Here is a 12,357-nt window from a genome sequence, read left to right on the forward strand (position 1 = left end):
CGCTCCGCCCGGCCTCGGCGGAGGTCCGCTCCCGCCCCGCCCTGGCTCCGCCCGGCCTCGGCGGAGGTCCGCTCCCGCCCCGCCCTGGCTCCGCCCGGCCTCGGCGGAGGTCCGCTCCCGCCCCGCCCTGGCTCCGCCCGCCCCGGCGCCGCACCGCCCCGACGGGCCCTTCACCGGTGCATCGGGGCAGGCGGGAGGGCGACGGCAGGGCCCCGGGGCCGTTCACCCGCGCCGGGTGAAGTCCCCGCCGGCCCCGTCGGCCACCCTCGGAGCAGGCCCGCGGCCGGGCTCCCTGCTCGTGCCCGCGCGGCCGGCCGGGACGACTCGTCCCGGTGATCGTGCTCGATCCGGCGATCGGAAGAGGTGCCGCCCATGACCGACCCGGACACGCTGGCGGTGAACACCATCCGCGGCCTGTGCATGGACGCCGTCCAGCGGGCCGACTCCGGCCACCCGGGTACGCCCATGGGCATCGCGCCCGTCGCGTACACGCTGTGGCAGCGTTTTCTGCGCTTCGACCCGGGCAATCCGATCTGGCCGAACCGTGACCGCTTCGTCCTCTCCGAGGGCCACGCCTCCACCCTGCTGTGGTCCCTGCTGCACCTGACCGGTGTCCGCGCCGTGGACCCCGACTACGAGGTGCTGGGCCGCCCCGCGGTCACCCTGGACGACCTGAAATCGTTCCGCAGTCTCGACTCGCACTGCCCCGGCCACCCCGAATACCGCTGGACGAGCGGCGTCGAGGCAACCACCGGGCCGCTCGGACAAGGTGTGGCCATCTCGGTCGGCATGGCGATCGCCGGGCAGTGGCTCGCCGCGCGCTACAACCGCGACGGCTTCCCGATCTTCGACTTCGACGTCTACGCGCTCGCCGGTGACGGCTGCATGATGGAGGGCATCGCATCGGAGGCCGCCTCGCTCGCCGGCCACGAGCAACTGTCCCGTCTGTGCTGGATCTACGACGCGAACCGGGTCACCATCGAGGGCCATACGGACATCACCTTCACCGAGGACGTGGCGGCCCGCTTCCTCGCGTACGGCTGGAATGTGACGACCGTCGCCGACGCCAACGAACTCGACCAGGCCGCCCGCGCGTTCCACACGTTCAAGGCCGAGACCGAGCGCCCCACCCTTGTCCTGGTGCACAGCCACATCGGCTACGGCTCCCCCGTCGAGGACTCGCCGAAGGCCCACGGAGCCCCCTTCGGAGCCGAGGGAGTCCGCACGACCAAGCGCTTCCTCGGCCTGGACCCGGAGGCCGACTTCGTCATCGCCGACGGAGTACGCGACCACTTCGACCACGGCATCGGCGCCCGTGGCGAGGAGCTGCGCATCGAATGGGAGAAGCGGTTCGAGGACTACCGGGCCGCGTACCCCTCTCTCGCGGACGAGGTGGAGCGCATGCAGCGCCGCGAGCTGCCCGGAGGATGGGAGGAGGCGCTGCCCGCCTTCCCCCCCGACCCCACCGGCATGGCCACCCGGGCGTCCAGCGGCCGGGTGCTCAACTCCGTTGCGCAGGCCGTTCCGTGGCTTCTCGGCGGCTCGGCCGACCTGTCCCCGTCGACCAAGACGCGCCTGACGTTCGACGGAGCCGGGGACTTCGAGCCCGACGACCGGACCGGCCGCAATCTGCACCTGGGCATACGGGAACACGCCTCGGCCGCCGTCGCCAACGGCATGGCGCTGACCAAACTCCGCCCGTACTGGTCCGGGTTCCTAATCTTTTCCGACTACGCCAAGGCGGCCATCCGCCTGTCCGCGCTGATGGAGATCCCCACCGTCCACATCTTCACGCACGACTCCATCGGGGTCGGCGAGGACGGCCCCACCCACCAGCCGGTCGAGCAACTCGCCGGTCTCCGCGCGATGCCCGGGCTGCTGGTCTTCCGGCCGGCGGACGCCAACGAGGTCACCGAGACCTGGCGCGTCGTGGCCGCGCTGCGCCATGAGCCCGCCGCGCTGATCCTCTCCCGGCAGGCCCTGCCCACGCTGGACCGGTCGGAGCTCGCGCCCGCGTCGGGCGTGGCACGGGGCGCGTACGTGCTGGCCGACGCGCCGTCCGGCGCACCGGACGTGATCCTGCTCGCGACCGGCTCCGAGGTCGCGCTCGCACTCGCCGCGCGCGACGAACTGGCCGCAGGGGGCATCGGGGCCCGGGTGGTGAGCATGCCGTGCTGGGAGCTGTTCGACCGCCAGCCCCGGGATTACCGAGACGAGGTGCTGCCGCCCGGGGTGCGGGCCCGGGTCGCGGTGGAGCAGGCGTCCACCTTCGGCTGGGACCGCTGGGTGGGCGACCGCGGCTCGATCGTCGGCATGCACACCTACGGCGCCTCCGCGCCGCTCAGGCAACTGCTCACCAAGTTCGGGTTCACCCCTGAGCGGGTGTCCGCCGTCGCCCGCGACTGCGTCGCGGCCACCGCCGGCCACGGGCCGGAGCGACAGGAAACGGAGGACCGGTCATGACCACGGACGCGCCCATGCAGCTCGGCATGGTCGGGCTCGGCCGGATGGGCTCCAATCTGGTGCGCCGGCTGATGCGCGACGGACACCGCTGCGTCGTCTACGACATCGGCCCCGAGGCCGTCGAGGAGCTGGAACGCGAGGGTGCCACAGGGGCCTCTTCGCTCCAGGACTTCGTGGCGAAACTGGAGAAGCCCAGGGCCGTCTGGTTGATGCTGCCCGCCGGAGTCGTCCAGCCCACGCTCGAACTACTGGCGGGGATGCTGGAGCCCGGAGACACGGTCATCGACGGCGGCAATTCGTACTACCGCGACGACATGGCCCGTGCCCAGCAGCTCGCACCGAACGGCATCCACTACGTCGACTGCGGGACGTCGGGAGGCGTCTGGGGCCTGGAGCGCGGCTACTGCCTGATGATCGGCGGCGAGGACGAGCCGGTCCGGCGGCTGGACCCGCTCTTCCGCACCATCGCCCCCGGCGCCCGGAGCGCCGGGCCCACACCGGGACGGACCAAGAGCGACGGGACAGCGCCCGAGGGTTATCTGCACTGCGGGCCCAGCGGCGCCGGGCACTTCGTGAAGATGGTCCACAACGGTGTCGAGTACGGGATGATGGCCGCCATCGCGGAGGGCCTCAGCGTCATCGAGCACGCCGACGCCGGCATGAGCGACCGGACCGTGGACGCCGAGACGGCCCCGCTGCGCGAACCCGAGGCGTACCAGTACGACATCGATGTGGCCGAGGTCGCCGAGGTGTGGCGCCGCGGCTCGGTCGTCGGCTCCTGGCTGATCGATCTGATCGCCGATGCCCTGGCCCGCTCGCCGCACCTCGACTCGTACACCGGGCGTGTCTCGGACTCGGGGGAGGGCCGCTGGACGGTCCTGGCGGCGGTCGACGAGAGCGTGCCGGCCCCCGTCATCAACGCCGCGCTGACCGAACGCTACGAGTCGCGCGGGCTGGGGGAGTTCGGCGACAAGGTGCTGTCCGCCATGCGCGGCGAATTCGGCGGTCATGCCGAGAAGGCGGCGTGAACCATGATGTCCGCGCGCCAGTCCCGGTCGAGCAAGGGGCCGGTCCCCGACCCGCACGTCATCGTGCTGTTCGGTGCGACCGGCGACCTGGCCCGCCGCAAGCTGCTGCCCGGTCTGTTCCACCTCGCCAAGGCCGGGCTGCTGCCGTCCCGTTACCGGATCGTCGGCTCGGCGCCCGCGCGGGCCGCGCTCGGCGACGACGCCTTCCGCAAGCACGCCAGAGAGGCCGTCGAGGAGTTCGGGCGGGCGAAGCCCGATGGCCGCGCGTGGCAGGAGTTCGAGGAGACGCTGCACTTCGGCGCCGCGGACCCGGACGACCCCGAACCGCTCCTCGCGGCCGTACGGGAGGCCGAGCAGGCCATCGGGGGGAGTCCCCGCAGGCTGTTCCATCTGGCGGTGCCGCCCGCAGCGTTCACGAGTGTCGTCGAGATGCTCGGCGCGACGGGGGTCGCCGAGGGCGCCCGGCTGATCGTGGAGAAGCCCTTCGGCACGGATCTGCCCTCGGCCCGGGCGCTCAACGAGACGATCCACTCCGTCGTGGACGAGTCGCGGGTGTTCCGTATCGACCACTTCCTCGGCAAGGAGTCCGTGGACAACATCCTCGCGCTCCGTTTCGCCAACGGGCTGTTCGAGCCCATCTGGAACCGCGAGCACATCAGCCATGTGCAGATCGACGTCCCCGAGAGCATCGGCATCGAGGGCCGCGCCCAGTTCTTCGAGGGCACCGGAACCTTCCGCGACATGGTCGTGACGCATCTCTTCCAGCTCCTCGGCTTCGTCGCCATGGAGCCGCCGACCTCCCTGAACGCCAAGTGCCTGCGGGACGAGACGGAGAAGGTCTTCGAGACCATGGAACCGCTCGACCCCGCCCATGTCGTCCGGGGCCAGTACGAGGGGTACCGCGACGAGCCGGGCGTCGACCCGCACTCCGACACCGAGACCTTCGTCGCCCTGCGCGTCGCACTCGACAACTGGCGTTGGGCCGGCGTCCCGTTCTACCTGCGCTCCGGCAAATCCCTCGGGCAGGGCCGGCACATGGTCGCCCTCGGGTTCCGTGAGCCCGCCCTGCGCATGTTCCCCGACGAGGCGCGGCGGGGCGCCGACGCCCGCGGCAACCGGCTCGTCATCGACTTCGCGGACCCCGGCCGGATCTCCGCCCGTTTCCTGGCGAAGGACCCCGGCCCAGCCATGCGCCTCGGCACGGCCGAGATGACCTTCAGCTACGCCGAGTCCTTCAACACCCTGCACGCCCTGGAGGGCTATGAGCGCCTGATCCTCGACGCCATGCTCGGCGACCAGTCGCTCTTCACCCGTGCCGACGGGATCGAGCGCCTCTGGGAGGCGTCCACCCCGGTGCTGGAGGACCCGCCTCCGGTGCAGCCGTACGCGCCGGGCTCCTGGGGGCCCGCCGCCGCCCGCCGGCTGATCGCCCCCTACCACTGGCATCTGCCGGACGGGTAGAGCCGTCCCGGAGACGTACCGGCAGGAGAGCCCGCGGCCGCAGCGCGTCGTGCCCCGCGGCCCGCCGGTCGCTTCTAGGCTCGGTGCCATGCTCGGGCTTCCGGATCACGTGCGTACCTGCCTCTTCGACCTCGATGGTGTGCTCACCCGGACCGCTGAGGTCCACGCGGCCGCGTGGAAGGACATGTTCGACGCCTATCTGCGGCAGCGGTCCGACCGCGAGGGCGTCCCGTTCGTGCCCTTCGACCCGGTGCGCGACTACGACCAGTACGTGGACGGCCGCCCGCGCGCCGACGGGGTCCGCACCTTCTTCGCCGCCCGCGGAATCGACCTGCCCGAGGGCACGCCCGACGATCCCCCCGACGCCGAGACCGTGCACGGCCTCGGAAACCGCAAGAACGACCTGGTGCTGCGCAAGATCCAGGGACAGGGCGTGCAGACGTACGAGGGCTCGGTCGCCTACGTCCGGGCCGCCCGGGACGCGGGGCTGCGGCGCGCCGTCGTCTCCTCGAGCGCCAACTGCCAGGCGGTACTGGAAGCGGCGGGCATCGCCGACCTCTTCGAGACACGGATCGACGGGATCGTCGCCCGCGAACAGCGCCTGCGCGGCAAGCCGCAGCCGGACACCTACCTCGCCGCCGCCCGGGCCCTCGGCGCGGAGCCCGGCGATGCGGCGGTCTACGAGGACGCCCTCGCGGGAGTGGAGGCCGGGCGTTCGGGGAACTTCGGAGTGGTGGTGGGCGTCGACCGGGCCGGACAGGCCGATGAGCTGCGCCGGCACGGTGCCGACATCGTCGTCCAGGACCTCGCCGATCTGCTGGAGGGCCGGAAGAAATGATCAGCCACCCCAACTACGCGGTGGAACCGTGGTGTCTGCGCGAGATCGGGCTCGACCTGCCGGTACTGGCGCAGAGCGAGTCCGTCTTCGCCCTGGCCAACGGACACATCGGCTGGCGCGGCAACCTCGACGAGGGTGAGCCGCACGCCCTTCCCGGCACCTACCTCAACGGTGTCCACGAGTTGCACGACCTGCCGTACGCGGAAGCCGGCTATGGCTATCCCGAGTCCGGCCAGACGATGATCAATGTCACCAACGGGAAGATCATCCGGCTGCTGGTCGACGACGAGCCCTGCGACCTGCGCTACGGCGAACTCACCGCGCACGAACGCCTCCTGGACTTCCGCGCCGGAGTGCTGCGCCGCACCGCCGAGTGGACCTCCCCGGCCGGACGCAGCGTCCGCATCACCTCCACACGGTTGGTCTCCCTCACCCAGCGGGCCGTCGCCGCGGTCCTCTACGAGGTCGAGCCGCTCAACGGACCGGCCGACCTCGTCCTGCAGTCCGAGCTCGTCGCGAACGAGCAACTCCCCGGCAACGACGACGATCCGCGGAACGCCGCCGTCATCGAATCCCCCCTCCTGGCCGAGGAGGACTTCGCTCAGGGAACCCGGCTGCGCCTGGTCCACCGCACCAGGCGCAGCTCCCAGCGCGTGGCGGCCGCCGCCGACCACATCGTCGAGGGACCGCAGCCGACCGACTGGTCGGCGGAGAGCGAGCCGGACGTCAGCAGGCTCACCGTCACCAGCAGGGTCCGGCCCGGCCAGCGGCTGCGGCTGGTGAAGTTCGTGGCGCAGGGCTGGTCGGGGGAGCGCTCGCTGCCCGCCGTGCACGACCAGGTCGACGCGGCGCTCGCCGCTGCCCGTTCCACTGGCTGGGAGGGCCTGCTCCGCGACCAGCGCGCGTATCTCGACGACTTCTGGTCCCGTGCGGACGTGGAGGTGGAGGGCGACCCGCAGATCCAGCAGGCCGTACGGTTCGCGCTGTTCCATCTGCTGCAGGCCTCGGCGCGCGCCGAACGGCGGGCCATCCCCGCAAAGGGCCTGACAGGCCCGGGCTACGACGGACACTCGTTCTGGGACATCGAGTCGTTCGTCCTCACCGTCCTCACCTACACCGCCCCGGACGTCGTCGCGCCGGCCCTGTGCTGGCGGCACGAGACCCTTCCGGCGGCCCGGGACCGTGCGCACCAACTCGGGCTCAGAGGCGCGGCGTTCCCCTGGCGCACCATCACCGGACAGGAGTGCTCGGCGTACTGGCCGGCGGGCACGGCCGCCTTCCATGTGAACGCCGCCGTCGCCGACGCCGCACTGCGCTACGTGAAGGCCACCGGGGACGAGGACTTCGAGCGAGGGCCGGGGCTGGACCTGCTGGTCCACACGGCCCGCCTCTGGCGCTCGCTCGGCCACCACGACACCGAGGGCACCTTCCACATCGACGGGGTCACCGGCCCCGACGAGTACAGCGCCGTGGCCCGCGACAACCTCTACACCAATCTGATGGCCCAGCAGAATCTCGTCGCCGCGGCGGAGGCGGCCGTACGCCACCCGGACCGGGCACGGGAACTCGGGGTCGACGAGGAGGAGACCGCCGAGTGGCGGGACGCCGCCGTCCGGATCGCCGTGCCGTACAACAAGACGCTCGGCGTCCACGAGCAGTCGGAGGGCTCCACACGGCTGCAGGTGTGGGACTTCGAAAACACCACGCCCGACCAGTACCCGCTGCTGCTGCACTTCCCGTACTTTGACCTCTACCGCAAGCAGGTGGTCAAGCAGGCGGACCTGGTGCTGGCGATGCACGTCCGCGGCGACGCCTTCACCGCGGAGGAGAAGGCGCGCAACTTCACGTACTACGAGGCGCTGACCGTACGGGATTCGTCGCTCTCGGCGTGCACCCAGGCCGTGATGGCCGCGGAGACCGGCCATCTGCGCCTGGCCTACGCCTACTTGGGCGAAGCGGCCCTGATGGATCTGGAGGATCTGGAGCACAACACGCGGGACGGGCTGCACATCGCGTCCCTTGCGGGCACGTGGATCGCCCTGGTGTCCGGCTTCGGCGGTATGCGGCGGCCCGCCGACCACGACGACGGTGGGATCTTCGGATTCGCGCCGCGGTTGCCGGAGCGGCTGTCCCGGCTGGCGTTCAGCGTCGTCGTGCAGGGGCGGCGGCTGCGGGTGGAGATCGGCGGGGAGACGGCGCGCTACACGCTGGTCCACGGGGAGCCGTTGAGGATCCTGCACCACGGCGACCACGTGACCGTCTCGGCGAAGGAACCGGTCGAGCGGCCGGTGCCTCCGCTGCTGCAGCGCCCGGAACCGGGCCAGCCGAAGGGCCGGCGCCCCGCCGATCGCTCGGGCGGGACGCCGGGCCGGGGGGAAGCGGCGGACTGACGGCGCGCGTGATGGCGTGCCGGGTGCGTCCCCGGGTGCGTACGTGCCGTACCCACGGGCGCGCCCGCCCCGGCAGCGGTTACCGCTTCCCCTCGCACTCCTTCCAGGCCAGGTGGTAGACCGTGCTGACGCTGGTGTCGGTGGAGTCCATCGTCATGAAGCTGGTCTTGCGCGGATCGGAGGTGCCCCGGTTCACGCGCAGCTCGGTGTTGATGTTGAAGTTGCGCTGCTCACCGCAGGGCGCCCACACGAGCTGCGCGACGTCGGTCACGTCGGAAGCCTGCCAGTTGTCGTTGTAGGGGCCCTGGAAGCTGTGGCTCTTGGAGACCGTCTGCGGCATTCCCTGGAAGTAGTAGTTGGCCCGTGACTGGCCGCTCGCGCCGTTCTCGAGGTACGCGAACCCGCGGTAGTCGGCCCGGGCGATGGCGTAGGTGAAGCCGCCGGGGACATGGACGATCAGGTTGAGCTGACAGTTCTTGCGGAACCACGTCGGATCCGCGTTCCCGCCCGCCTGGGCGAGGTAGTCGCTGTACGTCACGGTGAAGGCCGTGTTGTCGGGCGAGACGGCCACGGCCGCGGTGCCCTCGGGGCACCCGGACCCGTTGACGGTCGCGAGCTCGATCACGATCTTGTCCGGCGGCACGTCGAGTGCGGGGGCACCGTGGGCAGACGTGGTCGCGCAGAACAGCGCGGCCACCGCACCGAGCACGGCCAGGGTTCTTCGCATGGGGGGTGCTCCATTCGTTCGTCGCTGGTCCCAAACACCCGCCTGCAGCACGGCAGATGGCGATGAACAGGGCGGGTGTTGGTGAAGGATGTGCTGAGATTTCGTGCACATGTCAGCAGGTTGCGACCGTCATGTGAAGGGCGCCCAGGGGTGACCGCACCCCCCGAGGCGCCCGCAGGAAGAGATCCGGCCGACTGCGGGAACGGCCGGAATTGGGGTGGTGGGCGGAATCGACCGGGGGTGTGCTCGGCGGCCGGACGTCCCCAGGTCGGGGTCGTCCGTGGCGCGGCGGTGGCGGCGGCCGGTACGGGGCGGCGGAAACCGGCCGACCCGGCCGCTTGTCCGGCCACGAGAAGAGCCCGGGAGTCGGCGAGATCGGCCAATTCCCGCTGCATGTCCCCGGATGCCCGGCCACCCACTGGGCGGTGCCGTCGCCGACAAGGCACCGACCATCCTGAAAGCGATGTACCCAGGCACTAGAATCCCGTATCCCCAGCCGGAATCGGTGGGCCAGGGCCGCAGAATCGTGGCCATGACGACCGTCGTCTCCGACCTCGGCACGGTCACGGGACCGCCCCGCTGCACCGCCCACGGCCGCACCGCCGACCACCCCGTGGCGATGGCCCCCGAGCGGGGATCCACGGCGGACATCGGCCCGGCGGACACGGACACGGACACGGGTACGGGCAAGGCGGGCACGGGCAAGGCGGGCACGGGCAGCGGCGATGTGACGGCCCCCGTCGTCTCCTGCTGTCCGCACCTGACCGGCCGGGCACCGGCGCCCTCCACTATGCCCTCGTCAGCGACGGCTCGCTCCCCTCGTCCGAACTGCACGCCGCCGCACAGCGCGAGCTCAACGAGGGGGCGGCCCGTTCCGGCTTCCCCGCCGTACCGGTGAGGTGACGCCGGCCCTGACGTGGGACGCACAGGCGCACACGGCCCCACGCGCGGGCCGCACTGCCTCCACCGGAGTCGGGTCCTGTCTTCGGATCACCGGGGATGCCGGGCCAGGCGGGGGCCACCTCAGCGGCAGGGAAGGCTGTCCCTCGTAGTGCCGGATCCCGACGCTCGCGCGGGCGGCCGCGCACCGATGCGTGTGACCGCTTCCGCCGCGGTCTCACACGCGCTCTCCGCCGCCGCGATCGGCGCGAGGCCCGAGAGGCGGGCGGAGAGGAAGGCGCCCGTGAACGCGTCGCCCGCCCCCGTCGTGTCCACGCACCGGGCGGTCACGGCAGCGACACGGGCACCGGACTTCCCGGTCTGCGCCAACAGGGCGCCGTCCGGCCCGAGTTTCATCACCACCAGCGCAAAACGACCGCCAAGGACGGAAGCCGCCTCCTCGGGGTCCCGTGTTCCCGCGAGAAGCCGGGCCTCCTCGAGGCTGGGGAGCAGGACGTCCACGCCGGAGAGGGCGTCGAGGAGCCGTTCGGTGCCGAAGGCGCTGATGAAGCCCGTCGACGCCGGGTCCACGCTCACCGGGATGCCGTGCGCCCGCGCCGACTCCGCCGCGGCGTGCGCCAACGCGCGGGAGGTGTCCGCGAAGAAGAGGTAGCCCGAGAGGTGGAGATGGGAGACCCCCTCCAGGAACGCGTCGTTCCAGTCCCCGGGGCCGAGGTTGAGGGCGGCACCGCTGTCGGTGACCAGGGTCCGCTCGGCCGTGGCGTCCACCAGGGAGATGACCACCGCCGTCGGGGCGTGCGGGTCGATACGGAGCATGGGACGTACGCCGGACCGGTGGAGCGCGTCCTCGTGCCAGGACGCCGAGTCCTCGCCCACGCACGCCAGCAGGCGTACGTCGGCCGCGCCCGTGTGGGCCGCCCAGCACGCGACGTTCGCGCCCGCGCCACCCGGCAGTGTCGAGATCCGTGCGGCGGTGTCGGTCGCCGGGGTCAGGGGAGTGGTGTGGCGGGCGACGACGTCCGTGACCACGTCGCCGATGACCAGCAGCGCGCCAGGAGTCCCGGTCCCGCCGCCCGCCGGTCGGCTCCCGCCGGCCGCCGGAGCGGTCCCTGTTCCGGTGGCCCGGCCGTCCCCGCTCACGCCGCCGACCACGCCGCAGCGATCTGCGCCGCCAGGCGCACATTGCCGCGGACCGCAGCGAGGTTGGCCTCCAGCGACGCTCCCGCCGTATGGCGGACCAGGTAGTCCAGGAGGAACGGGGTGACCGCCTGACCCGTGATGTCCTCGCGCGCGCACGCCTCCAGCGCGTCCTCCAGTACGCGGTCGTGGAGTGCCGGGTCGAGCTGATGGTGCGTCGGAACCGGGTTGGCCACGATGAGTGCCGACTCGCGTTCGCCCAGCTGGTCCTGGGCGGTCATGATCGACGCCACGCCTCTGGGTTCCTGCACGGTCCAGTCGACCGGTTCGCCCGAGCTGCTCACGTAGAAGCCGGGGAAGAAGTCGGTCCGGTAGCCCACCACGGCGACGCCGAGCGTCTCCAGGCGCTGCAGCGTCGCCGGCACGTCGAGGATCGACTTCACGCCGGCGCAGACGACCGTGATGCGCGTACGGGCCAGCAGCCCAAGGTCCGCCGACTCGTCCTGCGTCGTCGTCCACTCCCGGTGAACGCCCCCGAGGCCGCCCGTCGCGAACACGCGGATCCCCGCCCGCCGTGCCAGGAACGCCGTCCCGGACACCGTCGTCGCCCCGCTCGCCCCCGCCGCCAGCGCCGGCGCCAGGTCACGATGGCCCAGCTTGCGCAGCGAGGGGTCGTCGGCGATCCGCTCGAGCTGGGACTTGTTCAGGCCCACGTGGACGCGTCCGTCGAGGACCGCGATCGTTGCGGGCACGGCGCCATGGGCCCGGACGATCTCCTCCAGTTCCTCCGCCACCCGCAGATTGCGAGGACGTGGCAGGCCGTGCGCGATGATCGTCGACTCCAGGGCGATCACGGGGTGACGGTCCGCCAGCGCTCCCCGTACCTCCTCGGACTGGACCATCAAGGGTGTGGGCATCGCTGTTCGGCTCCCGTCTCGTCGGTGGTGCAGTGCTGCCGTCCGCTTCGGCGGCTTCCCTCTTCGGCGGCCTTCCCTCTCCCGCCCTTCGCGCAAGGCCCGTCCCGCGCGTCCGCCCAGTCGTCCGCGTGCGCCTGTCGTCCGCGTCCGCCCGTTGTCCGCGTGCGGCGTCCATATGGGTACGGTCGCCGCCTCCCTCGGCGCGGCCATACGGGTACGGCCTGGAGCCGCGTACAGCCGTCGTCCGTGAGCGGCGGTCCGCGTACGACCGTGCCGATCAGCCGCTTCCTACCCATCCCTGGCATGCGCGCCACGCGCCCAAACCTGCGTGGCAGTCCTTGACTCCGACGTCGTTTGGATGGAAAACCATGACACAAGATGACAAATGCTGATAGTCCGCTGCGATGCCTCGAGCGCGAGAGAGCTCACAAAAGCTCACGGGAGAGCTCACCGGATGAGCTCGACGGAACGCTCACGGGAAGACTCATGACCGAGG

Annotated in this window: 9 protein-coding genes; 6 read left to right on the forward strand and 3 right to left on the reverse strand. The window is 71.7% G+C overall.

The window, feature by feature from the left end; genetic code table 11:
• Positions 1-372 precede the first annotated feature (372 nt).
• The 5 genes from tkt (at position 373) to AB0M26_RS20280 (ending at position 8,180) form a co-directional block, all read left to right on the forward strand.
• Positions 373-2,463, forward strand: coding sequence for a transketolase (tkt, locus tag AB0M26_RS20260; RefSeq protein WP_365262971.1), 2,091 nt, complete (start codon positions 373-375; stop codon positions 2,461-2,463).
• Positions 2,464-2,477: 14 nt separating this feature from the next.
• Positions 2,478-3,491, forward strand: coding sequence for a phosphogluconate dehydrogenase (NAD(+)-dependent, decarboxylating) (gene gnd, locus AB0M26_RS20265; RefSeq protein ID WP_365263144.1), 1,014 nt, complete (start codon positions 2,478-2,480; stop codon positions 3,489-3,491).
• A 3-nt stretch (positions 3,492-3,494) separates the two neighbouring features.
• On the forward strand, positions 3,495-4,952 hold the full coding sequence (gene zwf / locus AB0M26_RS20270) for a glucose-6-phosphate dehydrogenase (protein WP_365262974.1): 1,458 nt from the start codon (positions 3,495-3,497) through the stop codon (positions 4,950-4,952).
• Positions 4,953-5,040: 88 nt separating this feature from the next.
• On the forward strand, positions 5,041-5,790 hold the full coding sequence (locus AB0M26_RS20275) for a beta-phosphoglucomutase family hydrolase (RefSeq protein ID WP_365262977.1): 750 nt from the start codon (positions 5,041-5,043) through the stop codon (positions 5,788-5,790).
• The gene (locus tag AB0M26_RS20280) at positions 5,787-8,180 is read left to right on the forward strand and encodes a glycosyl hydrolase family 65 protein (protein ID WP_365262979.1); all 2,394 of its coding nucleotides are present in this window, start codon (positions 5,787-5,789) and stop codon (positions 8,178-8,180) included. The genes AB0M26_RS20275 and AB0M26_RS20280 overlap by 4 nt, the downstream gene beginning before the upstream one ends.
• 79 nt (positions 8,181-8,259) lie before the next feature.
• Here the strand turns inward: AB0M26_RS20280 and AB0M26_RS20285 are convergent, their stop codons facing one another.
• On the reverse strand, positions 8,260-8,907 hold the full coding sequence (locus AB0M26_RS20285) for a DUF4360 domain-containing protein (RefSeq protein ID WP_365262981.1): 648 nt from the start codon (positions 8,905-8,907) through the stop codon (positions 8,260-8,262).
• 532 nt (positions 8,908-9,439) lie between these two features.
• Here AB0M26_RS20285 and AB0M26_RS20290 point away from each other — a divergent pair.
• A complete protein-coding gene (locus AB0M26_RS20290; protein WP_365262984.1) occupies positions 9,440-9,805 on the forward strand; it encodes a hypothetical protein in 366 nt (121 codons plus the stop codon).
• A gap of 125 nt (positions 9,806-9,930) precedes the next feature.
• Here the strand turns inward: AB0M26_RS20290 and AB0M26_RS20295 are convergent, their stop codons facing one another.
• Both AB0M26_RS20295 and AB0M26_RS20300 read right to left on the reverse strand, forming a co-directional pair.
• The gene (locus AB0M26_RS20295) at positions 9,931-10,854 is read right to left on the reverse strand and encodes a sugar kinase (RefSeq protein WP_365263147.1); all 924 of its coding nucleotides are present in this window, start codon (positions 10,852-10,854) and stop codon (positions 9,931-9,933) included.
• Positions 10,855-10,943: 89 nt separating this feature from the next.
• Positions 10,944-11,861 carry a pseudouridine-5'-phosphate glycosidase gene (locus AB0M26_RS20300; protein WP_365262986.1) on the reverse strand — a complete coding sequence of 306 codons (918 nt, stop codon included), beginning with the start codon at positions 11,859-11,861 and terminating at the stop codon, positions 10,944-10,946.
• Positions 11,862-12,357 lie beyond the last annotated feature (496 nt).

Source organism: Streptomyces sp. NPDC051776 (genome assembly GCF_040681345.1).
GTDB lineage: Bacteria > Actinomycetota > Actinomycetes > Streptomycetales > Streptomycetaceae > Streptomyces.